Origin of the sequence: Isoptericola sp. NPDC019693, from assembly GCF_044389085.1 — a bacterium.
Classification (GTDB): Bacteria; Actinomycetota; Actinomycetes; order Actinomycetales; family Cellulomonadaceae; genus Isoptericola.
The window spans coordinates 323,269-347,931 of sequence record NZ_JBIRXP010000004.1; the positions used below are offsets into that span (position 1 = coordinate 323,269).

The following is a 24,663-nucleotide window of genomic DNA, read 5'->3' on the forward strand; positions in this document are numbered from 1 at the left end:
AGGGCCTCGGCGACGGCTAGGATCGAACACATGTTCGACCCGGAGCGAGGTTCCCGAGCGACAGAGAGGTGGTGACGACGAGCATGACCGCTGTGCTAGACGGTGTGCCCGACGTCGTGCTCGACGAGCTGCCGGTGACGACCTCCCCGTGGGACGGCGTGCTCTCCCCGAGCGGCCCGACGACGGTGCACGACGTCGCGGCCGCCCTCACCGACGCGGCGCACCTCCAGGCGCGGATCAACGCCCTGGAGGGTGAGAAGCTCCTCGCCGTCGAGCGGGCCCGTCGAGCGGCTGTCCGGTGCGAGCCGGACCTGCTGGCGGGCGAACAGCTGCGGGTGCAGCGGGCAGGTGTGTCCCGGCGGCACGAGCTGGCCCGGCGGGCGTTCAACGCCGACGTCGCGACCACGCTGCACCTCTCCGAACAGCAGGCCGACCACGTCGTGGAGACCGCGCGGATGCTGACCTCGTCGGGCGCCGCCACGCTGGCCCAGCTCTGCCGCGGGCGGATCGGGGCCCGGCACGCCACGGCTCTGGCCGACGTGCTCGCCGACCTCCCCGACGCCCAGGCCCGGGCCGCCGTGCAGGCCGAGGCGCTGCCGCGAGCCGCCACGGCCACCCCCGCCCAGTTCCGGGCCTTCCTCCGGCGCGCCCGTGACCGGGCACACCCGGAACCGTTCACCCTCCGGCACGACCGAGCCGCTCAGAAGCGCGCGGTGTTCGTCGACCCCGCGGCCGACGGCATGGCCTGGCTCAGCGCCTACCTTCCGGCCACGAGCGCCCACGCAGCCTTCGACCGGCTGACGGCCGCCGCGCGGTCCGCCCGCGAGGCCGGGGACTCGCGGACCGTCGCACAGCTCCGCGCCGACGCGTGCGCCGCCCTGCTGCTGGCCGGGGCGGAGCCCTCGCCCGCTCCCCGCCACGGCAGCGCGGGGCCCTCGGCCACCACGCCTCCCGTCGCGAGCGCCGCAGGGCGGAGCACCCCCGGGCCCGACACCCCGGGCCTGGCGGACGAGCTGGCCGCCGGGCTCGTCCCTGATCTTGCCGACCACACCCGCCGGATCACCCCGCGCGTCCAGGTCACGGTGCCGGTCATGGCGCTGCTGGGCCGCACGGACGAGGCGGCAGAGCTGGCCGGCCACGGTGCGATCAGCTGCGAGGTCGCCGCGTTCCTCACGGCCCAGGCGCCGTCCCTGCGCCGGCTGCTGGTCGATCCTGTCTCCGGCGAGCTGCTGACGACCGACGCCGGCACGTATGCCGTCCCTGCTGCGCTGCGCACCTACCTGGAGGCCCGCGACATCACCTGCCGGTTCCCGGGCTGTACGCGCCCCGCGGCACGCTGCGACGTCGACCACACGGTCGCGTGGGCCGACGGCGGCGGGACCACGGCCGACAACCTGGCGCACCTCTGCCGCCGCCACCACGTGATGAAGCACGAGACGCGCTGGCGGGTGCGACAGGAGCCCGACGGCACCCTGGTGTGGACCTCACCGACGGGACGCGTCTCTCGCGACCCTGTCGCCGACCCTGTGGACCTCACCGGCCGGGAGCTGATCCCACCGGATCCCGCGGATCTCCCCGAGCCACCGTTCTGAGTCGCCCGGCCCGCACCTCTGGCCTGCTCGACGCGGCTAGCAGGTCGGGCAGGGCCGCTCGGCGGGCTCCCTGCGCGCGGCACCGCGCACGGCGTCGAGCGCGGCGTCGACCCGCTCGGCCCACGACGCCCGCCGCGGGCGCACCCGGAAGGTGCTCGCGGCCGCGGCGTCGGACGTCACGGCGGCGACCTTCTCCGGCGCGCAGCGGCCGTACTTCGCGAGGTAAGCGTCGTCGAGCAGCGCGTGGAGCTCGGGCGCCACCTCGGCGAGCAGCACGGGTCGGCGCGCGCCGTCGACCTGCAGGTGCGCGCGCCCGCCCGCCACGCGGGCCCCGCCCGGGGCGGAGCGCACGTACAGGTCGCGGCCGAGGCGCACCACCCAGCCGCGTGCCGCCGTCCCGGGTTCGCCCGCGGGCACGATCCGCACGGCCGGCAGGTCGCCGAGGGGGTCGAGGTCGAGCGCGGCAGGGGCGGTGCGGGTCAGCAGGCTCACGACAGGTCGAACCGTGACCTGCGCCACGGTTATTCCGGGCCGGGCGCCGGGCCGCCTGCGTCAGTCGATCGGGTCGCGCGAGATGGGGCAGGTCATGCAGTGCCCGCCGCCCCGCCCGCGGCCCAGCTCGGCCCCGACGATGGTGATGACCTCGACGCCGGCACGGCGCAGCGCGGCGTTGGTGAGCGTGTTGCGGTCGTACGTGAAGACGACGCCGGGCTCGAGCGCGACGGCGTTGTTGCCAGAGTCCCACTGCTGGCGCTCGGAGGCGTACACGTCGCCCGCCGTCTCGACCACGCGGAGCTTCGGCAGGCCGAGCGACCGGGCGACGACGTCGACGAACGGGGTGTCGCCCTCGTCCGTCACCTCCACGCCGGGCGCCGCGTCGGACGGGCGGAGGGTGAAGGCGTGGATGCCGTCGACGATCGTCGGGTGCACGGTGACGAGGTCGCGGTCGGCGAACGTGAACACCGTGTCCAGGTGCATCGCGGCGCGCAGTCGCGGCATCCCCGCCACGACGACCTGCTGCACCTCGCCGCCGTCGAACAGCGCCTTGGCGAACTGGGTGATGCCCTGCCGCGAGGTGCGCTCGCTCATGCCCACCAGGACGGTGCCGTTGCCGACCGGCATGACGTCGCCGCCCTCGATGGTGGCCTGCGCCCAGTCCTGCTCGGGGTCGCCCCACCACACGCGCGAGCCCACGTACTCCGGGTGGAAGGAGTAGATCGCCTTCATCAGCAGCGTCTCGTCCTTGCGCGCCGGCCAGAACAGCGGGTTGAGCGTGAGCCCGCCGTAGATCCAGCAGGTCGTGTCGCGGGTGTACAGGGTGTTGGGCAGGGGCGGAACCAGGTACTCGGGGGTGCCGGTGGACTCGCGGGCCAGGTTCACATAGTCGCTGCGGAAGTCCTCGGGCAGGTCGTGCGTCGACAGCCCGCCGATGAGGAAGCGCGACAGCTCGCGGTCGGCCAGCGAGTCGAGGTAGGCGCGCGTGCCCTCCACGAGGCCCAGCCCCACCTGGTTCGGCACCACCTTGCGGTCCAGCAGCCACGAGCGCGCCTGGGGGATGGCCATCGTCTGCGCCAGCAGGTCGTGCAGCTCGACGACCTCCACGCCCCGGTTGGTGAGCTTGTTGACGAAGTCCAGGTGGTCGCGCTGGGCGGACTCCACCCACATGACGTCGTCGAACAGCAGGTCGTCGGAGTTCGTGGGGGTGAGCCGCTCGTGGGCCAGCCCGGGCGAGCAGACCAGCACCTTGCGCAACCGGCCGACCTCCGAGTGGACGCCGTGGGCCGGGGGCGAGGGCACGGAGGGAGCGGTGGTCATGGGGAGTGCCTTTCGGTCGGACGGCGGACGGTGACGGCGGTGGTGACGCTCAGATCGAGACCCAGCCGGCGACCAGCCCGGTCACCGCGACGACGGCGATCGCCGCCACCACGACGAACAGCACCAGCTCGCCGGGGGTGAAGACCCGGCGCCCCTGCTCACGCCGGGTCATGACGAACAGGACCGTGGCGGGGGCGTAGAAGAGGAACGAGACGAGCACGAGGCTGAGGCCGGCCGCGAAGACGAGGAAGGCCGTGTAGAGGGTCGCCAGGACCGTGATCACCAGGTCCCCGCGCAGCGTGGACGGAGGATCGCCCGCGTACGTCTCGCGCGTGGCGCGCAGCTTCACCGCGTACAGCGCGGCGAGCAGGAACGGGATGAGCGTCATGACGGCGGTCATGTCGAGCGCGAAGTCGAACGCGTCCTCGGAGAAGTACGTGAGGATCAGCACGACCTGCGACAGGGAGGTGCTGAGCAGCAGCGCGTTGACGGGCACGTCCCGGTCGGTCGAGCGCGCGAGGAAGCGCGGCATGTCGCGGTCCTTGGCGGCGACGAACAGCACCTCGGCGGCCATCAGCGTCCACGCCAGGTAGGCGCCGAGGACGGAGACGATGAGACCCGCGCCGACGAAGACGCTGCCCCACTCGCCGACCGCCGCCTCGAGCACCCCCGCCATCGACGGCTGGCGCAGCTCGGCGATCTCGGCCATCGGCATGATGCCGTACGACACGATCGTCACCGACGCGAAGATGGCGAACACGCTCACGAAGCCGAGGATCGTGGCCCGACCGACGTCCTCGCGCCGTCGCGCGTGCCGGGAGTAGACGCTCGCGCCCTCCACCCCGAGGAACACGAACACGGTCACCAGCATCGTGCCGCGCACCTGGTCGAACAGGGAGCCCGCGTAGTCGGCGCCGCCCCAGTTCTCCGCGAACACCCGGGGGTCGAAGACGAACAGCGCCAGCAACACGAACACGATGATGGGGATGACCTTGGCGACGGTGACGATCCGGTTGATCGCCGTCGCCTCCTTGATGCCGCGGCGCACCAGCAGGAAGAACAGCCACAGCCCGACGGTGGACAGCGCGAGCGCCAGCACCGTGTCGCCGGCGCCCAGCGCGGGGACCCACTCCCCCAGCGTCGACATGATGAGCACCCAGTAGGTGACGTTGCCGACGCACGCGCTGGCCCAGTAGCCGGCGGCGGCGAAGAAGCCCGTGTACTCGCCGAAGCCCGCCTTCGCGTACGCGTAGACGCCGGCGTCGAGGTCGGGCTTGCGCGTCGCGAGCCGCTGGAAGACGAAGGCCAGCATGAGCATGCCCGCGCCCGCCACGACCCAGGCGATGAGGGCGCCCATGACGCCGGTCTCCTGCGCGAACCGGCGCGGCAGCGAGAACACCCCGGCGCCGACCATGGACCCGACGACCATCGCGGTGAGGGTCAGGAGCGACACCTTGGTGGTGCCGCCCGTCGACGTCGCGGGGTCCTGCTGCGCCATGCGCCATGCCCTCCTGGGTGGTCCGACCGTGGGCCCACCGGGTGGCCCTACTGGGTGCTGCGGCCGATCGTTCCACCGTCGCGCCTGGTCCGCGCGTCGGCGGGGCGATCCCACCGGCGCGCGACGGCGTCCACGATGTCCCCCGCGGGGATGCGCAGCGTGCGTGTCCACGCGGGCAGGAGGCCGGCCTGCGCGCGGCGAGGACGAGCCCGGCGACCGCCAGGCCGAGGAGGATCGGCCACGCCGCGCTCCAGGCCGTGACCGCGTCGAGGTCCGGCACCTTCTCGGGCGGCAGCCACAGGCCTGCCAGTGCCCAGGTGCCGATGGTCCCGCCCACGGCGAGCGCGACCCAGGACCACAGCCCGCCGTCCGGCGCGGCCATCCCCGCGTGCCCCGAGGCCCGTAGCAGCACGAAGGCGCGCACGAGCAGCAGCGTCGAGACGGTCGCGACGAACGGGAGAGCCGCCGTGACGTCGACGAGGAACGGCGCCTCCCCGACGGCCCGCTTGGCGGCGTACTTGGCCACGGCACCGCTACCGAGCGGAGCGCCGGTGATCCCGAGCGCGAGCACGAACGCGCCGCCGAGCACCACGGCGCGGGCGCGCCCGGCGCCGTACCGCTCCCACACCTCGACCGCCATGATCAGGCCGCCCTTGGCCATGCCGTGGTGAACGGCGTAGACGACGGCGGTGAGCATGCACGCCTCCGCCAGGTCGGGCGCGCCGAGCGCCACCCCGACGACCATGGCGAGGAATCCCATCTGGCCCACCGTGCTGTACGCGAGGGAGACCTCCGGGTCGTCGGTGAGGACGCCGGGCACGAGGACGCCGAACGCCCCGACGAGGGCGACGACGACCAGCGCGGTGCCCCAGCCCGGCATCGCCTCGTGCCCCAGGGGCAGGAAGCGGAGCCAGCCCACCAGGCCGACCTTGACCACGGTGCCGCTCAGCACCGCCCCGACCGGCACGGACGCCGCCGCCTCGTCGATCGGCAGCCACCCGTGCAGCGGGAAGGTGGCCGCCTTGATGCCGAACGACAGCAGGAGGAGCCCCACGACCACCCCGCCGGTGGGCGCGGCCGCGACCGCCGCCGGCGCGTCCGCCAGACGGAGACCGCCGGCCGCGACCACGAGCACCACGGCGGCGGAGAGCACGACGTCGCTCGCCGCCGCCAGGACGAGGTAGAGCCGGCCCGCGCGACGCGCCGTCTCCGTCCGCGGGTGCAGGATCAGCCGGTGCGTGGCGACCGTCGTCACGACGCACCCGGCGAGGAAGGTCACCGCGTCGGCCGCGACCAGCACGGTCGCGGTGCCGACGAACGCGACCAGCAGCAGCCCGCTGCGCGACGCCGTCCGCGCGTCCGCCGACCGCGCGGTGAGGGCGAGCGCCGCCGCGTACAGCACCCCGACGAAAAGGAGCAGGGGCCGCCCCACGAGGTCCAGCTGCAGCACCGAGCCGCCGACGGGGCCGAGCAGGTCCACCACCACGACCGGGACGAGGGCGAGCGGCGCCGCGCGGAGCAGGCCGTCCGGGCCCGGGTCGGTGCCTGGGTCCGGGTCAGGGCCGCGCGACGAGCGCACCAGCAGCGTCGCGGCCACCACCGCGGGCACCGCGAGCGCGACGAGCAGCAGCCAGGTCATCCGCGGGCCGGCATCAGGCGCCCGGCAGCGTGAGCGCCCCGGACCGGACGGCCGCGACGACGCCGCCGTCGACGAGCAGGTCCGTGCCGGTGACGAAGGACGCGCCGGGCCCGAGCAGGAACTCCACGGCCGCGGCGACGTCCTCCGGCCGGCCGAGCCGGCCGGTGCCGGACGCCTCGACCATCGCGCGCATCCCCGCCCCGGACTCGCCCTGGAGCTCCTGCTCCCCCATCGGGGTGCCGATCACGCCGGGGCTCACGGAGTTCACGCGGGCCCCGCGCCGCCCCCAGGCGAGGCTGGCCGTCTGGACGCGCAGCTGGTTGGCGCGCTTCGCGATGCTGTACGCGGCGCCCGGGTCGGCGATCGCGTCCCCGCGGAGGAACGGGAGGTCGAGCAGCGCGTCGGTGGGGGTGCTCGCGAGCGCGGCCTCGACGCCGGCGGGCAGCCGCCCGACGGTCATCGACCCCGCCATGGACGCGATGACCACGCCGGCGCCGCCGTGCGCGACCACGGCGCCGAGCTCGTCCAGGCTGTGCGCGACGCCCAGCAGGTCGACGGCCAGGATCGGCCCGACCGCCGCCTGGGTCGGCGAGAGCCCCGCGGTGTGCACGACGGACGTCACCGGCCCCAGCGACGCGGCCTCGGCGGCGAGCTCCGCGACCGACTCCCGCTCGGACACGTCGACGACGCGCACCCGCACGTCGTGGGTGTCGCCGAGCGCGTCGGCCACGCGCGTCACCGCCGCGTCGGAGTAGTCCGCGAGCAGCAGCGTCCGGCCCGCCGGCGTGCGGCGCGCGATCTCCTCCCCCATGCCGCCGACCCCGACGACGACCGTCACCTCGTTGCCCGCCATGCGTCGCTCCCTCGCTCGTCCTCGTCCGTCATCCTGCCCCGCGGGCTCAGCCGTGCGCGAGCACCTCGAGGGCCACGACCACCATCCCGAGCGCCACCTCGGCGAGCAGGAGGAGCCACTTCTGCCAGGTGGGGATCGCCGCACGCCGCACGGCCACGTAGCCGACGAGGCCCAGGCTCGCGACCAGCGCGACGGTCGAGGCGGCGAGCGCGCCGTCCGTCGTCCATGCCCCGCCCGCGGCCACCCACAGGAACACGAGCGGCAGGACGACGACGCCACCGGCGCTGGACACGACGCCCACCATGTGGCGGCCCTCGGCGCGCGTCGGGAGGTGGTTGTGCACCACGACGTGCGACACGAGGTCGGCGAGGAAGACGGCGAGCAGCGTGCCGCCGACGGTGATGAGCAGGGTGGTCGCGGCCCGGCCGGGGGTGAGGCCCTCGGCGTGCCCCCGCAGCGCCAGCACGACGGCGAGGGCCGCGAACGTCACGTACACGCGCTCCTTGAGCCGGTCGGCGCGCTGGTCGGGCGTGAGCTGGTCGCGGCGGGCCCGGCGGCGCTCGCGTCGGTCGGAGGCTCGGGTCATGCGTGCACGGTAGGCCCGTGGTCGGCTGTTGACACGCGGGCCCGGCCCGGGCATTCTGAAACGACTCAATTTGAAGCGCTTCAAAGTAGAAGTGGGAGAACGATGACGACCTCGACGGCACCGGGAAAGATCCCGGGCAGGACCTGGTACCGCACCACGGTGGCGGGCATGGCGTCGTACCTCGACGCCGGCGCGATCATCACCACCGGCACGGCCCTGGTGCTGTACAAGGAGCCGCTGGGCATCAGCGACGCGCAGTTCGGCCAGTACTCGGCCCTGCTGACGTTCATGATCGCGGCGGGTGCGCTCGTCGGCGGCCGGCTGGCCGACCTGTTCGGCCGCAAGCGGGTCTTCCTCGCCACGATGGCGGTGTACGTGGCCGGCGCCGCGATCCTCGTGGCCGCGCCCGGCACCGGGGCGCTCTACGCCGGCGTGGTGCTGCTGGGCCTCGCGGTCGGCGCCGACCTGCCCGCGTCGCTCGCGATGATCGCCGAGGAGGCGCCGCCCGAGCACCGCGGCAAGCTCATCTCCTTCTCCCACATCCTGTGGCTCGTCGGCATCATCGCCGCGCAGCTGTTCGGGATCGTCGTCGGCGGCATGGGCATCACCGGCGGCCGGATCATGTACGGGCAGCTCCTCGTGCTCGCCCTCGTGGTGCTCGTGCTGCGGGCGGGCATGCCGGAGTCGTCGCGCTGGCAGGCGGCGCACGCCGACGCCGCGGGCACTGCGGGCACGGCGGGCACCGCGGGCGACGGCGCCGAGTCCGTCGACCTCGGCACGCTCAAGCGGCTGCTGCGCGGGCCGTACCTCGCGCCGATGGTCGCCGTCGCGCTCTTCTACGCCCTGGTCAACGTGGGCGCGAACACCGGCGGCCAGTTCTCCACCCTCATGTACACGGAGATCGCGGGCACCACCGTCCGGTTCGCCTCCACGGTCGGCTTCGTCACCTTCGCCATCGCGTTCGCCGCGACCTACCTGCTCATGCGGATCGTCGACGGGGCGCACCGCATGCGCTGGTTCGCCGTCATGGCCGTGTTCTACACGCTCGGCTACCTCGTCCCCGTCGCGTTCGGCGTCGAGGTGTGGACGCTGGTGACGATGGGCGTCGTCGGCTCGATCGCCGGCGCCGTGGCGGGCGAGCCGATGTTCAAGGTCTGGGCGCAGGAGCTCATCCCCACCACCTACCGCAGCACCGCGCAGGGCGTGATGATCGCGTTCACCCGCGTGGTCGCCGCCGTCGTCGCGCTGTGGACGCCCACGCTGCTCGCGGCGAGCCCGGACGTGCTGTTCGTCTTCGTCGCGGCGTGCATCGCCGTGGGCGGCGTGATCGGGTACTTCTGGATCACCCGGTACCCGCGCGTCGCCGACGACGAGCCCGTCGCCCCGGCGCCGTCCACCACCGCTGCGTCCACCGCCGTCCGCACCGACGAAGGAGCCCGATGACCGTCACGCCGCCCGTCCTGCGCGTCGAGCACCACGCCCAGCCCGCCCTCGGCGTCGGCGAGGACCGCCCCCGGCTGTCCTGGCACGTCGACGCCGCGCACCCGGCCTACCGGCAGGGGGCGTACGAGGTCGCGTGGCGCACGACGGCGCCGGACGGCGCCGTCGTCGAGGAGGCGACCTCCGTCATGGACGGCGACGCGCAGGTCCTCGTGCCGTGGCCCGGCGCACCGCTCGCCCCCCGCGCCCGCGCCGAGGTGCGCGTGCGCACCCGGGACGGAGGTGCGGACGGCGCGGGCTGGGGCCCGTGGAGCGAGCCGGCCGTCGTCGAGCGCGGCCTGACGCCGGACGACTGGACGGCCGAGCTCGTCGGGCCCGGGTACGACGAGGGCCCGGCCGAGGCGCGCCGCGCGCCGCTGCTGCGCCGCGGGTTCGACGTCCCGGGGAGCACGGTGCGCAGCGCGCGCCTGCACCTCACCGCCCACGGCCTGGTCGAGGCGGAGCTCAACGGCCGGCGGGTCGGCCGCGACGAGCTGGTGCCCGGCTGGACCCCCTACGACGACCGCCTGCGCGTGTACGCCTACGACGTCACCGACCTCGTGCGGCCCGGCGCGAACGCGCTCGGCACGTGGCTGGCCGACGGCTGGTTCCGCGGCCGGTACGGCTTCGACGGCGGCCACCGCGACCTCTACGGCGCGCACGTCGGCGTGCTGGCCCAGCTCGAGGTGGTGACCGACGCGGGCACGGTCGTGGTGGGCGGCGACGCCGCGTGGCGCAGCGCCCCCGGGCCGCTGACCCGCGCGTCCCTGTACGACGGCGAGACGTTCGACGCCCGCCTGCTCCCGGCCGGGTGGTCGGAGCCGGGCTTCGACGACTCGGCCTGGTCGCCCGTCGCCGTCCTCCCCCTCGACCGCGCCGTGCTCGCCGCGCCCGACGGCCCGCCGGTGCGCTGCACGGGCGAGCTCCCGCCCGTGAGCGTGACCCGCGCCCCGGGCCCGGACGGCGAGGACGGCTGGCTCGTCGACTTCGGCCAGAACCACTCGGGCCGCCCCCGGCTCACCGTTCCCGCCGCGCCCGCGGGCACGGTGGTGCGAGTCCGGCACGCCGAGGTGCTGCAGGACGGCACGCTGTACACGCGCACGCTGCGGGACGCCGCCGCCACGGACGAGGTCGTGCTCGACGGCGCGGGGCTCACCTGGGAGCCGCGGTTCACCGTGCACGGCTACCGGTACGCGCACGTCACGGGCTGGCCCGGCACACCCACGGAGAAGGACGTCGCCGCGGCGATCGTCTCCCGCGTGCTGCACAGCGACATGGCGCGCACGGGCTGGTTCGCCAGCAGCGACCCGGCGCTCGACCGGCTGCACGAGAACGTCGTCTGGAGCCTGCGCTCCAACTTCGTCGACATCCCCACCGACTGCCCGCAGCGCGACGAGCGCCTCGGCTGGACCGGCGACATCCAGGCGTTCGCGCCCACCGCCGCCTTCCTCTACGACGTGCACGGGATGCTCGCCGACTGGCTGCGCTCGCTGTCCGCGGAGCAGCGGCGGTTCGGCGGCACCGTGCCCGTGTACGTGCCGTGGATCCCGGGCGGCACCTACTGGCAGCCCACGCAGGACATCGCCGGGTGGGGCGACGCCGCCACCCTGGTGCCGGAGGCGCTGCACCGCGACTCCGCGGACCGCGCCCTGCTCGAGCGGCAGTACGCGAGTGCCGTCACCTGGGTGGACAAGGTGGCCGGGCTCGCCGGGCCCGACCGGCTGTGGGACACCGGGATGCAGCTGGGCGACTGGCTCGACCCGACGGCGCCGCCCGAGGACCCGCTGCGCGCGCAGACCGACCCGCATCTCGTGGCCACGGCCTACCTCGCCCGCTCCGCGCGGTCCGTCGCCGAGACGGCCCGCACGCTCGGCCGCGACGACGACGCCGTCCGGTACGCGACGCTCGCCGACGAGGTCGCCGCCGCGTACCGCAAGCGCTACGTCGACAGCGGCGACGCCACGCACGACACCCAGACGGCCCACGCGCTGGCGATCGTCTTCGACCTGCTCGACGGCGACGACGCGCGCGCCCGGGCGGGCGAGCGGCTCGCCGCCCTGGTGCGCGACGGCGGGGACACCGTCGGCACCGGGTTCGCCGGCACGCCCCTGGTCACGGACGCCCTGAGCAGCACGGGGCAGCTCGACGCCGCGTACGCGCTGCTGCTCAGCCACGCCTCACCGTCCTGGCTGGCCATGGTGGACCTGGGCGCCACGACCATCTGGGAGCGCTGGGACAGCATGCTCGCGGACGGCACGGTGAACCCCGGCGAGATGACGTCGTTCAACCACTACGCCCTGGGGGCGGTGGCCGACTGGCTGCACCGCGTGGTCGCCGGCCTCGCCCCGCTCGAGCCCGGGTACCGCAGGTTCCGCGTGGCCCCGCGCCCCGGGGGCGGGCTCACCCACGCCTCGGCCCGGCACGTCACGCCGTACGGCACCGCCGAGGTCGCGTGGCGGGTCGAGGACCGTGCGGACGGGACGGAGCTCGTGGTGCGCTGCGTCGTGCCCGTCGGCGCGACCGCCGAGCTGGACGTGCCGGGCGCGGAGCCGACCGTCGTCGGGCACGGGGAGCACGAGGTGCGCGTGCGCCGCGGCTGATCAGGCCCGAACCCGCCGCTGCCGCGCCCGGCCGACCGCCTTGACCACCTCGACGAGCAGGAAGACGACGACGGCGAGGCCGAACGTCTTGCCCCACTCCTCGAGGCCGATGGGGGCGGCGTCGAACCAGTCGTGCATGAACGGGGCGTAGACGAACACGCACTGCAGGGCGATCAGCGCGACGGCGGAGAGCCAGATGACCCGGTTGCCGCGCAGCACGTCCACGGTGAGGCTCGACCGGTCCAGGAACCGGCAGTTGAACAGGTAGGCGAGCTGGCCGAGCGCCAGCATCGTCACCGCCGTGGTCTGTGCCTCGGCGAGCGGCGCGCCCTGCGCCCGCTCGGCGTAGAACACGAACAGCGTGGCGCCGCCGATGAGCACGGACACGACGAGGATGCGGCGCACGAACACGGCGTCGAGGATCGACGCCTTCGGGTCGCGCGGCGGGCGGGACATCACGTCGGGCTCCGCCTTCTCGTAGGCGAGGCCGAGGGACAGCGTGACGGCCGTGATCATGTTGATCCACAGCACCTGCACGGGCGCGAGCGGCAGCACCAGGCCGAAGAGCACGGCCACGAGGATGACGAGCGACTGCGCGCCGTTGGTGGGCAGCAGGAAGAGCACCGACTTGCGGATGTTGTCGTAGATCCGCCGCCCCTCCTCCACGGCCCGCTCGATGGTCGCGAAGTTGTCGTCGGCGAGCACCACCTCGGCCGCGTCCTTGGTCGCCTCCGTGCCCTTGATGCCCATCGCGACGCCGACGTCCGCCTGCGTGAGCGCGGGGGCGTCGTTGACGCCGTCGCCCGTCATGGCGACCACCTCGCCGTGCGCCTGCAGCGCTGAGACGATGCGGATCTTGTGCTCGGGGCTGGTGCGCGCGTACACGTGCACGTCCTGCACGACGGCGCGCAGCTGCTCGGTGGTCATCGCCTCCAGCTCGGCGCCGGTGAGGACCGCGGGCCCCGTGCCGTCGGAGGAGTCCTCGTCGCGCACGATGCCCATCTCGCGGCCGATCGCCACGGCGGTGCCCGCGTGGTCGCCGGTGATCATCGTGACGGCGATGCCGGCGTCGCGGCACTGCGCGATGGCGTCGATCGCCTCCGGGCGGGGCGGGTCGACGATGCCGACCAGGCCGCACAGCTCGAGGCCGGTGAGGGAGTCGGCGAGGTTGCCGGACGGCGCGGAGCCCACGACCGGCCGCCGGGCCGCCGCGAGGACCCGCAGGCCGCGACCGCCGATCTCGTCGATCTGCGCCTCCCAGAACGCGCGGTCGATCGGCTGCGGGCTGCCGTCCGGGCCGGTCTGCGTGGTGCAGCGGTCCAGCACCCGGTCGGGCGCACCCTTGACGTGCACGACCTCCGCGCCGTCGGGGGCGCGGTCGAGGGTGGCCATGTACTTGTTCTCGGACTCGAACGGCACGAGGTCCCGCCGCGACCAGCCCGTCGTCTCGAAGCCGGCCTTCATGCCGAGGCTGCGCAGGGCGCCCTCCGTCGGCTCGCCGACCAGCCGCCATGCCTCGCCGCCCTCGCCGCCCGCGTCGCCGGGCACCACGCGCGCGTCGTTGCACAGCATCATCGCGGCGACGACGGCCGTGAGGTCGTGGTCCTCCGCGAGGTCGGCGTGCCGCGCCCCCTCGCCCGCGAGCGTGAGCTCGCCCTCGGGCGCGTACCCCGCGCCCGCGACGTCGAACGACCGGCCGGCGGTGCGCACCAGGCGCGCCGTCATCTCGTTCTTGGTGAGCGTGCCCGTCTTGTCCGAGCAGATCGTCGTGACGGAGCCGAGCGTCTCGACGGCGGGCAGCTTGCGCGTGATGGCGCGGCGGCGGGCCATCTGCTGCACGCCGAGCGCGAGGGTGATCGTCACCAGGGCGGGCAGGCCCTCGGGGACGGCGGCGACCGCGAACCCGATGGACGCCGACACGAGCTCCGGCACGGAGAAGTCGTGCACCACGCGGCCGATGACGACCATCACCACGGCCATGCCCAGGATGAGCACCGCGAGCAGCTTGCCGAACCGGTCGAGCTGCTTGGTCAGCGGCGTCTCCAGGCTGGTGACCTCGGAGATCATCGTCTGGATGCGGCCGATCTCGGTGCGCTCTCCGGTGGCCGTGACGACGCCCACGCCCTGGCCCGCGGCCACGAGTGTGCCCGAGAACAGCATGCTGGTGCGGTCGCCGACGCCGGCGTCGGGGTCGACGGCGTCGACCCGCTTGCTCGCCGCGACCGACTCCCCCGTGAGGGCCGACTCCTCGACGCGCAGGTTGGTGGCCTGCAGCAGCCGCACGTCCGCGGGCACCCGGTCGCCCGAGCGCACGCGCACCACGTCGCCCGGCACGACGTCGTCGGCGTCGATCTTGGCCCACGCCCCGTCGCGGCGGGCCTCCGCGTGCACGGACAGCATCTGCCGGATGCCGTTCAGCGCGCTCTCGGCCCGCCCCTCCTGGATGAACCCGATCGCCGCGTTCACGACCGCGACCAGCAGGATCACCGTGAAGTCGACCCAGTCGCCGAGGATCGCCTTGAGCACCGCGGAGACCAGCAGGATGTAGATGAGCACGTCGTCGAAGTGCACGAGGATCCGCTTCCACAGCGGGTCCTTCTCCGGCGGCGGCAGCCGGTTGGGGCCCACCTCCGCGAGCCGTGCCGCGGCGTCGGCGGCGGCCAGGCCGCCGTCGTCGGTCCGGAGCGAGGCGAGCACGTCCTGCGGTGGCGACGCCCACGGCGCCTGCTGGTCCAGCGCGGTTCCCATGGCGCCCATTCGACCCCTGTTCAGCGCCGGGCGCGCGGCGGGTCAGCGACCTGTGTCGTACGACACCGACCCGCCGCCGAACTCCTGCGCTCGCAGCCAGGCGAGGTGCGCGTGCACCAGCGGCAGCACGGACGCGCCCTCACCGCTGGCGGACGCGACCCGCTTCATCGAGCCGGCGCGCACGTCCCCGACGGCGAACACGCCGCGCAGCGTCGTCTCGAGGCTGGCCGGCGGACGACCGTCCACCCAGCCGTCCTGCGGCACGTCACGACCGGTGAGGACGAAGCCGTGGTCGTCCAGCGCGACGCCGCCCGGCAGCCAGCCGCAGTCGGGGTCGGCCCCCAGCAGGCAGAAGAGGCCGTCGGCGTGCGTCTTCGACCGCTCGCCCGTGTCGAGGTCCTCGGTGACGAGCCACTGCAGGCGACCGTCTCCCCCGCCGTCCACCACCGCCGTGCGCGGGCGCACCGCGATCGTCGGCGTCGCGGCGATCTCGCGGACCAGGTAGTCCGACATCGTCGCGGCGAGGTCCTCCCGCCGCACGAGGATCGTCACCGAGCCGGCGAACTTCGCCAGGTGCACGGCGGCCTGCCCCGCCGAGTTCCCCCCGCCGACGACGACGACGTCCCGGTCGGTCATCTCGCGCGCCATCGAGCTCGCCGCGCCGTAGTGCACGCCGGCGCCGACCAGGTCGTCGACGCCGGGCACCCCGAGGCGGCGGTAGGACACGCCGGTGGCGAGCACGACCGTGCGCGCGCACAGCTGCGCGCCGTCCACGTGCACGTGGTGGTGCTCCGGCTCGTCGGCCGGTCCGGGCTCGATCCGCACCACCGGGCGCCCCGTGTAGAAGCGGGCGCCGAAGCGGCCCGCCTGGATGCGGGAGCGCAGCGCCAGCCGCATCCCGGAGATGCCGCGCGGGAAGCCCAGGTAGTTGCGGATCATCGAGCTCGACCCGGCCTGCCCGCCGATCGCGTCACGCTCCAGCACCACCGTCGCCAGGCCCTCGGACGCCGCGTACACCGCGGCCGCGAGCCCGGCCGGGCCCGCCCCCACGACCGCGACGTCCGCGATCTCGCCCGGCGGGATGGAGTCGTAGCCGCCGTACATCGCCTCCGCCACGGCGGGGGCCGTCGCGCCCGAGAGCACCCGCCCGGCGAACGTGCGCACCACCGGCAGGACGGCGCCCGGGCCGGCCTCCCCGAGGATCTCGCGCGCCGCCGCGTCGTCCGGCGCGAGCACCCGGTTCGGGACGCCGAGCCGCTCGAGCAGGTCGCGGACGGCGGCCGCGTCGCGGTCGCCCGGCTCGGCGACGATCTCCGTGGACGTCACGGTGGGGCGCGCCACCGACCAGCCCCACTCCGACAGCAGCTCGACCAGGGCGGTGTGGAACTCCTCGTCCCGCGCGCCGCGCGGGATGCCGACGAAGGTGTCCATGTCGCGGCGCAGCAGCGCGGCCCGCATCTCGTCCAGGGCCTCGGCGTACTCGTCCCCGGGGACCAGCGCGACCCGCCGCGCCGTCGACACCACCGCCGGGACCTGGTGCAGCAGCTCGACGCCCGCAGCGTCCGGCAGCCGGCGCTCCGCGGCGATCATCGCGACCGGCTCCCGCGCGGCCACCAGGTCGCGCAGCCGGTCCAGGGCCGCGTCGGCGCTGCGCACGAGCTCCACCCGGTAGTCGCGGTCGTACCGGGCGCGGAACTCCTCCTCCACCTGCCGCGCGTGGGCATCGGCGACGAGCAGGACCACGGGGCGGTCGGCGGGGTTCTCGGCGCGTGCTTCGAGGCGCTCGGGCATGCGGTCAGGGTAGGCGGCCCGGGAATCCTGAGCAGATCTTGAGGCAAACCTGCCCCCGCCCCGAGGTCCTCTCGAGGTTCGCCCCGCAGGATCGATCCTGCTCGACCCCACGATCACCTCCCGGAGCGCCATGTCGATCCCGCCGCCCGGACCCCCCGGGCCCGCCGTGCACACCTCCCCCTGGGTGCACGGTCACGGCCTGCGGCCGGCGGGACCCAGGGCGCTCCGGGAGGAACCATCCGGGGGCCGGCCATGAACCCGTCCCTGACGCCCACCATGGCCGCCGCCTGGCAGTCGCTCGAGGACGACCTCGACGGGGACCGCGCGGCGGTCGCCGGCTTCGCGGGCTCCTGGGCGGGCCTCCTGCCCCACCGCACCGGCGCGCTCCTCGGCGCGCTCGCGCACGCCGACGCCGACGGGGCACGGGAGGTGCTGCTGACCCTCGCCGTCACCGCGGACATGCTCGGGATGGACCGCCTCGCCGAGGCCGCGACGCAAGGGCTGGACGCCCTCGATCACGAGGGGGTCGCGGGGGCGCAGCGGCACGTCGACCAGATCGCCGACGAGGCCCGCTCCGCCGCGATCGTCGTCGCCGGGGCGCTCGCTCAGGAGGGTTGGTCGAACCTGTAGCCCACGCCCCGCACGGTGCGGATCCAGCGCGGCGACGCCGCGTCGTCACCGAGCTTGCGGCGCAGGTTCGTCAGGTGCACCTCGACGCTGCGGCGGTCCTGGTCGGTGACCAGGGTGCCGGTGTCGTACTCGTCCCCCCACAGCACGCGCACCAGCGCGTCCTTGGGGATAGCACGGCCGGGCGCGTCCACGAGCGCGCCGAGCAGGTCGAACTCGCTGCGCGTGAGGTGCACCTCCGTCCCGTCGACCGCGACCGTGCGTGCCGCGACGTTGACGACGAGCCCGTCGGCGGCGGCCGCCCCGGCCGCCCCGCCCCCCGCCGGGAGCACGCCGTGGCGGGGGCGGCGCAGCATCGCCTCGATCCGGGCGCGCAGCTCCCGGGGCCGGAACGGCTTGGTCTGGTAGTCGTCCGCACCGGCGTCCAGCCCCATGAGGGCGTCGATCTCGTCCGTACGGGCGGTGAGCATCACGACGTACGTGTCGGACACGGTGCGGATCCGGCGGCACACCTCGAAGCCGTCGATGTCGGGCAGGCCCACGTCGAGGGTCGTGACCAGCGGGTCGAAGGTGCGCACCAGCTCGACGCCCTCGCGCCCCGACGCCGCGGTACGCGTGGCGAAACCCGCCTGCGACAGCACTGCCTCCAGCAGGTCGCGCACGTCAGGGTCGTCCTCCACGACGACAGCCGTGCGCTCGCGGGCGTCGAGGCCGCTCCGTGGGTGGGGTCCGGCGAGCATGACGACACGCTAGCGGGGGGCCGTCCACGACGCAGCGCGCGCCACACCTCCCTAGACTCGCCGAGGGCGGCGACCGGACCCGCCGGAGAGGGCGTCACCATGACCAGCACGTGCTCCCACCTCGACCAGATCGTCCCCGTCGCGCCCGAGGCCACCGGCGAGTGCCCCGAGTGCGTGGCCGCCGGCGGCACCTGGGTGCACCTGCGCGCCTGCCTGGAGTGCGGGCACGTCGGGTGCTGCGACTCGTCGCCGTCGCGGCACGCGACCGCGCACTTCCACGCCACCGCGCACCCCGTGATGCGCTCCCTGGAGCCCGGCGAGCACTGGGGCTACTGCTTCCCGGAGGAGCTCCTCATCCCCGGCCGGGAGATGCCCGCCGCCGCGGGCTGACGCCGCAGGCGCGGCCTCGCGGTCTCAGCCCCGCGCGCCGCGCCCGGCGATGCTGCGGTTCGTGCGGGCGACCGCCGCACGCTCGTCCTCCGACAGACCGGCGCGGTGCAGGATCCGGCCCAGCACGTCGCTCTTGAGCAGCAGGTACTCGTCGATGTCCGCGGCCTCGGTCGCCGCACGCCGCTTGACCGGGCCGTACTCGTCGCGCAGCTCCGGGTCGGCGCGCAGGGTGTCCCGGACGCCCAGGTGGTTGCGCAGCGCGAGGGACCCTTCGACCACGACGTAGGTGTGGGTCGGCGCGAAGCGTGCGGGCGCCTCGAAGGCGTACCGGCCCGGGATGCCCAGGTCGCCGCGCGGCACGAGGCCGAGACCGGCGAGGGCCGCGGACGCCGCGTCGACGTCGGCCTCGTCCACCACGACGTCGACGTCGATCACCGGCTTGGCCGCGAGGCCCGGGACCGACGTGCTGCCCACGTGCTCGATGCTGCGGTACGGCGCCCCGGCCTCGGCCAGGGCCCGCGCGTACGCGGCGCGGAGCTCCTCGAAGCGCGCGGGCCAGCCCGGGTGGTACTCGACGACGGTGATCACGGCTCCACGCTAGAACCCTCCTGCGAAGCCTGTCCCGACGCCCGGTCGGCGCGGCTCTGCACCGCGTCGCCCGTGAGCAGGTCCGCGATCTCCTGCGACTCGCTCTCCAGGGTGTCGGCGTCGACGAGGTCGGACGCGTCCGCGGAGAGGGTCGACGTCACCGCGTCCAGGTAGTCCTGCGCGTCGCCGCTGTCGTAGACCGACGTGGTGAGGTCCTCGAGGGCGGACTCGTAGGCCGCCGCGAAGTCCTCGTTCTCCAGGAACCGCGTCACGAGCACGTTCCCGCCCCCGAAGCCGCCGCCGGGCGCGCCCTGCCCGCCCTCCTGCGGGTCGAACCCCTCGGGCTGCCCGCCGTCCGGGGGTGCCTGCTGACCGTCGGGGGCCTCGGCACCGTCCGGCAGCTCGGCGCCGTCCGGGGGTTCCATGCCCTCCGGCGGCTCGTTCCCCTGACCGCCGGGGCGCCCCGTGCCGCCCATGCCGCCCATGCCGCCCATCCCGCCGTACGAGAGGTTCTGGTCCCAGGCGACGACCTCCATGAGTCCCGTGTCCGGGTCATAGTGCAGGTAGGCGTTGTTGCCGGGACCGTCGATGTCGTCGGAGTTCGCGACCAGGTCCTGCGCCGCCAGGTAGCGGGCGAAGGAGTCGACGTCGAGGTGGTCGCCCAGGTGCGCGGCGAACTCCTCGTCCGTCGAGTCGTTGACGAGCTCGAGGAACTCGGCCAGGGGCGCGTAGGCCTCCTCGTCGGTGCCGCCCGTGCTGTCGTACTTCGCCTCGAACGACTCGGCGTACGCCGCCGCGTCGTCCTTGACCCCCCAGTCGCCGTCGGCGTCCGCCTTGTACGTGATGCCGCCGTCGGGGTAGTTGTCCTCGTTCCACAGGTCGTCGTCCGGCAGGTCGACGACCAGGCGCAGCTGCTCGTCGCCGCCGTTCACGCTGAACCGCGTGTAGGTCGCCTGCTCCGCCGTGACGCCCGCGAGCGCCAGCACCTGGAGCGCGACCGCCTCGTTGAGCGACGACTCGGTGGTGTTGCCGCGCACGACGAGGTCCGCGCGGCCGTCGTGCTCCTGGCCGTCCACGTACTTGTCGAGCCGGATGAGCCACGGCAGGCCCGCCGGGTCGTCGGCCGACGCCGAGCCGTCGCCCTCGTCGAACCCGGGGGCCTGCTGGTCGTCCTGGCCGTCGCCGCCGAGGCCACGCAGGCTGGAGTTGCCCTTGAGCCGCAGCCCGACGTCGTCGTACTCCTCGCCGTCGATGGTCACGGTGGCGCTGATCCAGTCCTTGTCGCCGGTGTCGGCGAAGGTGTCGAGCATCTCCTGGTAGTCGTCCTCGTCGTACTCGACCGCGACGGTGTGGACGGTGCTCGTGTCGAAGAAGTCGCCGGCGTCGTCCGCCGAGGTGGGCGCGCCGCAGGCCGAGAGCGCTCCGGCGAGCGCGACGGCCCCCGCCCCGGCGACGAGCCGCCGGGGCGGGGCGAACGGGTGGGCGCCGGCTGCGGCGGGGCCGCGGCCGCGCCGGGGGGTGAGGTCGTCTCGCATCATGCCGCCCACGTCATCATCCCGGCCTGTGCGGCTCCTCCGAGAGTCGTGGGTGGGCGCTGGTGGCCGCGACCCCGGACCTCACACCTCCTGCGGCACCGGGGACGGGCCCGCCGGGGCCACCAGGTCGCGCGTGATCGCCGCGACGTCGCGCGCGCCGGTGAGCGCCATCGTGAGGTCGAGCTCGGCGAGCACGTTGCGGATCACCTCCTCGACGCCGGCCTGACCCGCCACGGCGTACCCGTAGAGGTACGGCCTGCCCAGCAGGACCGCGTCGGCACCCAGCGCGAGGGCGACCAGCACGTCGGCGCCGGTGCGCACGCCGCTGTCGAACAGCACGGTGCGGTCGGGGCCGACGGCGTCGCGCACGGCGACGAGGGCGTCGAGCGACGCCACGGAGTTGTCCACCTGCCGCCCCCCGTGGTTCGACACGACGACGCCGTCGACGCCGAGGTCGAACGCCCGGCGCGCGTCGTCGGGGTGCAGGATCCCCTTGAGCACGACCGGCAGCCGGGTGCGGTCGCGCAGGGTCGCCAGGTGCTCCCACGACAGGCCGGGGTTGGAGTAGACGTCGAGGAAGGTCTCGACGGCGGCGCGGGGCTCCGGCGACCGCAGGTTGTCCCGGAACCGGCCGGGGTACGCGCGCGTCATCGCGAGCAGCGAGCGCACCGCGCCCGCGGTGACCTGCACCGCGTCCCGCGCGCCGGACGCCGCGGCGCGCGCGACCCGCTCGCGCACCAGCTCGCCGAACCGCGGGTCGCTCGTGTACTGCGCGATGCCGAGACCGCGCGCGAACGGCAGGGAGCCCAGGTCGAGGTCCTGCGGGCGCCAGCCCAGCACGGTGGTGTCGAGGGTGACGACGAGCGCGCCCGCCCCGGACGCCTCGGCCCGCGCGATGAGGGAGTCGACGAGCGCCTCGTCGGTGCTCCAGTAGAGCTGGAACCACCGCGCGGCGTCCCCCATCTCGGCGGCGCACGCCTCCATCGGGTGGCAGGCCTGGTTGGACAGCACGTACGGGACCCCGGTGGCGGCCGCCGCGCGCGCGACGGCGAGGTCGGCGTCGGCGCCCAGCAGCGCCGCCGCCCCGACGGGCGCGAGCAGCAGCGGGCTCGCGTGCCGGGTGCCGAACAGCTCGACCGACGGGTCGCGCTCGACGGCGCCGTTGGCCATGCGCGGCACGACCGCCCACCGGTCGAACGCCTCCCGGTTGCGCCGCATCGTCCGGCCGTCGCCGGCACCGCCCGCGACGTACGCCCAGGCCCGCACGCTGCTGGCCCGGCGCGCGGCACGCTCCAGCGCGGCCGTGCTCGTGGGGACGCGGGGGCGCCGGCCCAGCACCCCGGCGCGGTAGATCGTGGACTGTCGGGCCAGCCCTGCCCCTGGCGCGCTCATCCGACCGGCCGCACGCGGAGGATCTCCGTGCGCGCGATCGCGCGGTCGCGCACGTCGAGCCGCGCCTCGCGGTCGGGATCGGCCAGGAAGTCCGCGAGCGCCTCCTCGTCGGGCATCTCGATGAGCTGCACCTCGGTCGGCTGGACGGCGCCGTGCGCGGCGTCGTCGGTGTGCGCCACGTTGGTCACGCGGTGCAGCACCCGTCCGCCGTGCCGCGGCACCAGCGCCAGCACCTCGGTCTCGTAGTCGGCCAGCGTCGGGGCCTCGCCGTCGGCCGCCCACAGCAGCACGCACAGGGTGATCGCCATCGTCCACCTTCTCCTTCTCGCGGGACCGGTCCAGGGCCGGTCGTGCGCCGATCCTGTCAGTCCTGCGCGAGCCGTGGGGGAAACCCGCCCGTGGCGACCGGTCCCCAGCGCTCGATCGTGACCCGCACCAGCGACTTGCCCTGCCGCACCATCGCGGCACGGTACTCGTCCCAGTCCGGGTGCTCCCTGCCCGCGGCCGCCCGGTAGTAGTCGACCAGCGGCTCGACGGAGTCCGGGACGTCCAGCACCTCGGCGGTGCCGTCCACCTGGACCCACGCGTCGTCGAAGTCGTCGCCGAGCGCCAGAAACGAGGCCTGGGGGCGGCGGCGCAGGTTGGCCGCCTTGGCCCGGTCCGGGTACGTGGAGACGACGACCCGCCCCTCGCCGTCCACCCCGTAGGTGACGGGGCTGAGCTGGGGCGAGCCGTCGCCGCGCGTCGTCACCAGGACGCCGTGCCGTCGGGACCGGAGGAAGTCGAGCAGCTCTTCGCGCTCGACGCGGGTGTTCGTCGCGATCCTGGGTGCCATGGGCACCACCCTGGCACGGCCGGCGACGCGTCGTCGCCGCCGGCCGCCCGGGTCAGCCCTGGCGGGCCTTGAACCGCGGGTTCTGCGGGTTGATGACGAACGTCCTGCCGCGGCGCCGGACGACCTTGGCGCCCGGCAGCCGCTTCAGCGACCTCAGCGAGGCCCGGACCTTCATCGGGCGTCCTGCCCGTAGCGGCGCCGGAACTTCTCGACGCGGCCGGCGGTGTCGACGACGCGCGCGGCGCCGGTCCAGAACGGGTGGCTGGCGCTCGAGATCTCGACGTCGACGACGGGGTAGGTGCGGCCGTCCTCCCACTCGATCGTGCGGGTGGGGCGGCCGGGCCCGGAGGCGGTCTCCCCCGCCAGCGTGGAGCGCGTGAGGAACGCGGTGCCGGCGCTGGTGTCGCGGAAGACGACGGGGCCGTAGGTGGGGTGGATGCTCTGCTTCATGGTGGTGCCTCCTTCGGAAGGGCTGGACGTGGTGACCTCGGGCGGTGCGGCCGTCAGCGCTCCTCGCGGAAGTCGACGTGCCGGCGCACGACGGGGTCGTACTTGCTCAGCACGACGCGGTCGGGGTCGTTGCGGCGGTTCTTGCGGGTGACGTACGTGAAGCCCGTGCCCGCCGTCGAGCGGAGCTTGACGATCGGGCGCAGGTCGGTGCGGGATGCCATCAGACGTTCTCTCCTCGTGCCCAGGTCCGGAGGACCATGACTGAGAATGGTTCTCGACAGGCCGCTAGAGTGACAGACCTGAGAACCGTTCTCAACTTCTGTCATCCCTAACCCACCGGAGGCGCCCGTGATTCCCGACCCCCCGAAGCCCCCCGCGCTGAGCGTGCTCGTCGCCGTCGACCCGGTGCTGCGCGACGCCGCCGCCGCGAGCCTCACCCTCGACGCGCCCGACGTCGTCGTGGTGCGCCACGACCTCGTCCCCGCCGCCGGGGCGCTGCGCCGCGTCGTCGTCGACGCGAGCGGCGTGCTGGAGGACGAGACCGTGCCGCTGGAGCACGCGTGCGTGTCGTGCAGCGTGCGCGAGGACGCCGTGCCGACCCTCGCCCGCCTCGCCGGCGACGGGCGCTGGCACCACCTGGTGCTCGCCCTGCCCGTCACGGCGGAGCCGCTGCCCGTCGCGCACGCACTGGCGGCGCAGGCGGAGCCCGGCGGGGCGCTCGAGGGCCTGCGGCTCGCCGCGACCGTCGGCGTCGTCGACCTCGACACCCTGGAGGCCGACCTGCTCGGCGACGACCTGGTCGACGAGCGCGGGCTCGCGCTCACCGACGACGACCAGCGCCCGGTCGGCGAGGCCCTGGCCGCCCAGCTGGAGCAGGTGGACGTGGTCGTCACGTCCGGCGGCTCGCCCACCGGCAGCGGGCTCGTCGAGCGGTTGCGCGCCGCCGACGGCGAACGGGTCGACGGGCTGCACGACCTGGAGCCGGCCGTCCTGACGGGGCGGACCCACGCCCCCGCCGCCGCCGAGCGGCGCGCCCACCCGCTCGGCACCCCGGGTTCCCGGCCCGGTCACCACCGCCGCGGGCGCGACCCGCACGACCGCAGCTGGAGCCTGCTGCTGCGCTCCGACCGGCCCTTCCACCCCGAACGGCTGCTCGCGCACGTCGAGGACCTGGGCACCGGCCCGGTGCGCAGCCGCGGCGTCTTCCACGTGCCGAACCGGCCCGACTCCGCCTGCCTGTGGGAGGGCGCGGGCGGCGCCCTGTGCGTGGCGGACCTCGGCACGTGGGACGCGGTCGCGGCCGGCCACCGGCCCGTCACCCGCATCCTCGTGGTCGGCGCGGGCGAGCCGCACGAGGCCCGCGCGGTGCACGACCGGATCCTCGACGCCTTCGGCGAGGCCCTGGCCACGGCGGACGAGGTCGCCGACGGCGGGCTGCGCTGGCTCGGACGGGAGGACGTGCTGGCACCCTGGCTGGGAACACGCACCGCATAGCCGCTGTTCTC

The 24,663-nt window shown here is 74.8% G+C and carries 22 protein-coding genes and 1 pseudogene; 6 read left to right on the top strand and 17 right to left on the bottom strand.

The features are described 5' to 3' along the window. Positions 1-83: 83 nt before the first annotated feature. Positions 84-1,592, top strand: a complete 1,509-nt coding sequence (locus tag ACH436_RS13960; RefSeq protein ID WP_430560796.1) for a DUF222 domain-containing protein — start codon at positions 84-86, stop codon at positions 1,590-1,592. Between the two features lie 36 nt (positions 1,593-1,628). Here the strand turns inward: ACH436_RS13960 and ACH436_RS13965 are convergent, their stop codons facing one another. The 6 genes and pseudogenes from ACH436_RS13965 to ACH436_RS13990 all read right to left on the bottom strand — a co-directional run bounded on the left by ACH436_RS13965 (position 1,629) and on the right by ACH436_RS13990 (position 7,983). Beyond that, positions 1,629-2,084 (bottom strand): DUF2255 family protein, encoded by a 456-nt coding sequence (locus tag ACH436_RS13965; RefSeq protein WP_430560797.1) that lies wholly within the window; start codon positions 2,082-2,084, stop codon positions 1,629-1,631. A 60-nt stretch (positions 2,085-2,144) separates the two neighbouring features. Further along, the gene (locus ACH436_RS13970) at positions 2,145-3,407 is read right to left on the bottom strand and encodes an arginine deiminase (protein ID WP_430560798.1); all 1,263 of its coding nucleotides are present in this window, start codon (positions 3,405-3,407) and stop codon (positions 2,145-2,147) included. Between the two features lie 49 nt (positions 3,408-3,456). Beyond that, a complete protein-coding gene (locus ACH436_RS13975; protein WP_430560799.1) occupies positions 3,457-4,905 on the bottom strand; it encodes a basic amino acid/polyamine antiporter in 1,449 nt (482 codons plus the stop codon). 643 nt (positions 4,906-5,548) lie between these two features. Next, positions 5,549-6,544, bottom strand: a pseudogene (locus ACH436_RS13980) (proton-conducting transporter membrane subunit); the annotation flags it as partial. A 13-nt stretch (positions 6,545-6,557) separates the two neighbouring features. Beyond that, positions 6,558-7,397 carry an SDR family oxidoreductase gene (locus ACH436_RS13985; protein WP_430560800.1) on the bottom strand — a complete coding sequence of 280 codons (840 nt, stop codon included), beginning with the start codon at positions 7,395-7,397 and terminating at the stop codon, positions 6,558-6,560. 46 nt (positions 7,398-7,443) lie between these two features. Further along, positions 7,444-7,983: a hypothetical protein gene (locus ACH436_RS13990; protein WP_430560801.1), complete on the bottom strand. Its 540-nt coding sequence runs from the start codon at positions 7,981-7,983 to the stop codon at positions 7,444-7,446. A gap of 102 nt (positions 7,984-8,085) precedes the next feature. On the opposite strand from ACH436_RS13990, the gene ACH436_RS13995 reads away from it, so the two are divergent. Beyond that, the gene (locus ACH436_RS13995) at positions 8,086-9,426 is read left to right on the top strand and encodes an MFS transporter (protein WP_430560802.1); all 1,341 of its coding nucleotides are present in this window, start codon (positions 8,086-8,088) and stop codon (positions 9,424-9,426) included. Further along, complete coding sequence (locus ACH436_RS14000) at positions 9,423-12,062, top strand: family 78 glycoside hydrolase catalytic domain (RefSeq protein WP_430560803.1); 2,640 nt, start codon at positions 9,423-9,425, stop codon at positions 12,060-12,062. The genes ACH436_RS13995 and ACH436_RS14000 overlap by 4 nt, the downstream gene beginning before the upstream one ends. Here the strand turns inward: ACH436_RS14000 and ACH436_RS14005 are convergent, their stop codons facing one another. After that, the gene (locus ACH436_RS14005; RefSeq protein ID WP_430560804.1) at positions 12,063-14,819 is read right to left on the bottom strand and encodes an HAD-IC family P-type ATPase; all 2,757 of its coding nucleotides are present in this window, start codon (positions 14,817-14,819) and stop codon (positions 12,063-12,065) included. A gap of 33 nt (positions 14,820-14,852) precedes the next feature. Beyond that, positions 14,853-16,601, bottom strand: coding sequence for an FAD-dependent oxidoreductase (locus ACH436_RS14010; RefSeq protein WP_430560805.1), 1,749 nt, complete (start codon positions 16,599-16,601; stop codon positions 14,853-14,855). Between the two features lie 252 nt (positions 16,602-16,853). Between ACH436_RS14010 and ACH436_RS14015 the strand changes: the two genes are divergently transcribed. Beyond that, complete coding sequence (locus tag ACH436_RS14015) at positions 16,854-17,231, top strand: hypothetical protein (protein WP_430560806.1); 378 nt, start codon at positions 16,854-16,856, stop codon at positions 17,229-17,231. Here the strand turns inward: ACH436_RS14015 and ACH436_RS14020 are convergent. Beyond that, on the bottom strand, positions 17,207-17,968 hold the full coding sequence (locus tag ACH436_RS14020) for a response regulator transcription factor (protein ID WP_430560807.1): 762 nt from the start codon (positions 17,966-17,968) through the stop codon (positions 17,207-17,209). The two genes, ACH436_RS14015 and ACH436_RS14020, sit on opposite strands and share 25 nt — an antisense overlap. 99 nt (positions 17,969-18,067) lie before the next feature. Between ACH436_RS14020 and ACH436_RS14025 the strand changes: the two genes are divergently transcribed. Further along, positions 18,068-18,358, top strand: a complete 291-nt coding sequence (locus ACH436_RS14025; protein WP_430560808.1) for a UBP-type zinc finger domain-containing protein — start codon at positions 18,068-18,070, stop codon at positions 18,356-18,358. A gap of 24 nt (positions 18,359-18,382) precedes the next feature. Here ACH436_RS14025 and ACH436_RS14030 read toward each other — a convergent pair whose 3' ends face one another. The 8 genes from ACH436_RS14030 to rpmG form a co-directional block, all read right to left on the bottom strand. Then, positions 18,383-18,946 (bottom strand): GrpB family protein, encoded by a 564-nt coding sequence (locus tag ACH436_RS14030; RefSeq protein WP_430560809.1) that lies wholly within the window; start codon positions 18,944-18,946, stop codon positions 18,383-18,385. Then, positions 18,943-20,484, bottom strand: a complete 1,542-nt coding sequence (locus ACH436_RS14035) for a CotH kinase family protein (RefSeq protein ID WP_430560810.1) — start codon at positions 20,482-20,484, stop codon at positions 18,943-18,945. Before ACH436_RS14035 ends, ACH436_RS14030 begins: the two co-directional genes overlap by 4 nt. A gap of 78 nt (positions 20,485-20,562) precedes the next feature. Further along, positions 20,563-21,873, bottom strand: coding sequence for an alpha-hydroxy-acid oxidizing protein (locus ACH436_RS14040; RefSeq protein WP_430560811.1), 1,311 nt, complete (start codon positions 21,871-21,873; stop codon positions 20,563-20,565). Beyond that, positions 21,870-22,181, bottom strand: a complete 312-nt coding sequence (locus ACH436_RS14045; RefSeq protein WP_430560812.1) for a DUF1330 domain-containing protein — start codon at positions 22,179-22,181, stop codon at positions 21,870-21,872. The genes ACH436_RS14040 and ACH436_RS14045 overlap by 4 nt, the downstream gene beginning before the upstream one ends. A 56-nt stretch (positions 22,182-22,237) precedes the next feature. Continuing rightward, positions 22,238-22,708: a PPOX class F420-dependent oxidoreductase gene (locus ACH436_RS14050; protein WP_430560813.1), complete on the bottom strand. Its 471-nt coding sequence runs from the start codon at positions 22,706-22,708 to the stop codon at positions 22,238-22,240. A gap of 52 nt (positions 22,709-22,760) precedes the next feature. After that, positions 22,761-22,883, bottom strand: coding sequence for a type B 50S ribosomal protein L36 (ykgO, locus tag ACH436_RS14055; protein ID WP_430560814.1), 123 nt, complete (start codon positions 22,881-22,883; stop codon positions 22,761-22,763). After that, positions 22,880-23,158 (bottom strand): type B 50S ribosomal protein L31, encoded by a 279-nt coding sequence (locus ACH436_RS14060; RefSeq protein ID WP_430560815.1) that lies wholly within the window; start codon positions 23,156-23,158, stop codon positions 22,880-22,882. The genes ykgO and ACH436_RS14060 overlap by 4 nt, the downstream gene beginning before the upstream one ends. Before the next feature lie 53 nt (positions 23,159-23,211). Next, entirely contained in the window at positions 23,212-23,379 is a 168-nt protein-coding gene (rpmG, locus tag ACH436_RS14065) for a 50S ribosomal protein L33 (protein ID WP_430560816.1), read from the bottom strand. Positions 23,380-23,506: 127 nt separating this feature from the next. On the opposite strand from rpmG, the gene ACH436_RS14070 reads away from it, so the two are divergent. Then, positions 23,507-24,652 carry a GTP-binding protein gene (locus tag ACH436_RS14070; protein ID WP_430560817.1) on the top strand — a complete coding sequence of 382 codons (1,146 nt, stop codon included), beginning with the start codon at positions 23,507-23,509 and terminating at the stop codon, positions 24,650-24,652. Positions 24,653-24,663: the final 11 nt, after the last annotated feature.

What these genes read in the sequence shown, in the direction of transcription:
- ACH436_RS14010 (WP_430560805.1), bottom strand. Translation starts at nt 16,601, where the DNA reads ATGCCCGAGCGCCTCGAAGCACGCGCCGAGAACCCCGCCGACCGCCCC.
- ACH436_RS13970 (WP_430560798.1), bottom strand. Translation starts at nt 3,407, where the DNA reads ATGACCACCGCTCCCTCCGTGCCCTCGCCCCCGGCCCACGGCGTCCAC.
- ACH436_RS14045 (WP_430560812.1), bottom strand. Translation starts at nt 22,181, where the DNA reads ATGGCGATCACCCTGTGCGTGCTGCTGTGGGCGGCCGACGGCGAGGCC.
- ACH436_RS14025 (WP_430560808.1), top strand. Translation starts at nt 18,068, where the DNA reads ATGACCAGCACGTGCTCCCACCTCGACCAGATCGTCCCCGTCGCGCCC.
- ACH436_RS14040 (WP_430560811.1), bottom strand. Translation starts at nt 21,873, where the DNA reads ATGAGCGCGCCAGGGGCAGGGCTGGCCCGACAGTCCACGATCTACCGC.
- ACH436_RS14035 (WP_430560810.1), bottom strand. Translation starts at nt 20,484, where the DNA reads ATGATGCGAGACGACCTCACCCCCCGGCGCGGCCGCGGCCCCGCCGCA.
- ACH436_RS14000 (WP_430560803.1), top strand. Translation starts at nt 9,423, where the DNA reads ATGACCGTCACGCCGCCCGTCCTGCGCGTCGAGCACCACGCCCAGCCC.
- ACH436_RS13990 (WP_430560801.1), bottom strand. Translation starts at nt 7,983, where the DNA reads ATGACCCGAGCCTCCGACCGACGCGAGCGCCGCCGGGCCCGCCGCGAC.
- ACH436_RS13975 (WP_430560799.1), bottom strand. Translation starts at nt 4,905, where the DNA reads ATGGCGCAGCAGGACCCCGCGACGTCGACGGGCGGCACCACCAAGGTG.
- ACH436_RS13995 (WP_430560802.1), top strand. Translation starts at nt 8,086, where the DNA reads ATGACGACCTCGACGGCACCGGGAAAGATCCCGGGCAGGACCTGGTAC.
- ACH436_RS14050 (WP_430560813.1), bottom strand. Translation starts at nt 22,708, where the DNA reads ATGGCACCCAGGATCGCGACGAACACCCGCGTCGAGCGCGAAGAGCTG.
- ACH436_RS13960 (WP_430560796.1), top strand. Translation starts at nt 84, where the DNA reads ATGACCGCTGTGCTAGACGGTGTGCCCGACGTCGTGCTCGACGAGCTG.
- ACH436_RS14015 (WP_430560806.1), top strand. Translation starts at nt 16,854, where the DNA reads ATGAACCCGTCCCTGACGCCCACCATGGCCGCCGCCTGGCAGTCGCTC.
- ACH436_RS14020 (WP_430560807.1), bottom strand. Translation starts at nt 17,968, where the DNA reads ATGCTCGCCGGACCCCACCCACGGAGCGGCCTCGACGCCCGCGAGCGC.
- ACH436_RS13985 (WP_430560800.1), bottom strand. Translation starts at nt 7,397, where the DNA reads ATGGCGGGCAACGAGGTGACGGTCGTCGTCGGGGTCGGCGGCATGGGG.
- rpmG (WP_430560816.1), bottom strand. Translation starts at nt 23,379, where the DNA reads ATGGCATCCCGCACCGACCTGCGCCCGATCGTCAAGCTCCGCTCGACG.
- ACH436_RS14060 (WP_430560815.1), bottom strand. Translation starts at nt 23,158, where the DNA reads ATGAAGCAGAGCATCCACCCCACCTACGGCCCCGTCGTCTTCCGCGAC.
- ACH436_RS14005 (WP_430560804.1), bottom strand. Translation starts at nt 14,819, where the DNA reads ATGGGCGCCATGGGAACCGCGCTGGACCAGCAGGCGCCGTGGGCGTCG.
- ykgO (WP_430560814.1), bottom strand. Translation starts at nt 22,883, where the DNA reads ATGAAGGTCCGGGCCTCGCTGAGGTCGCTGAAGCGGCTGCCGGGCGCC.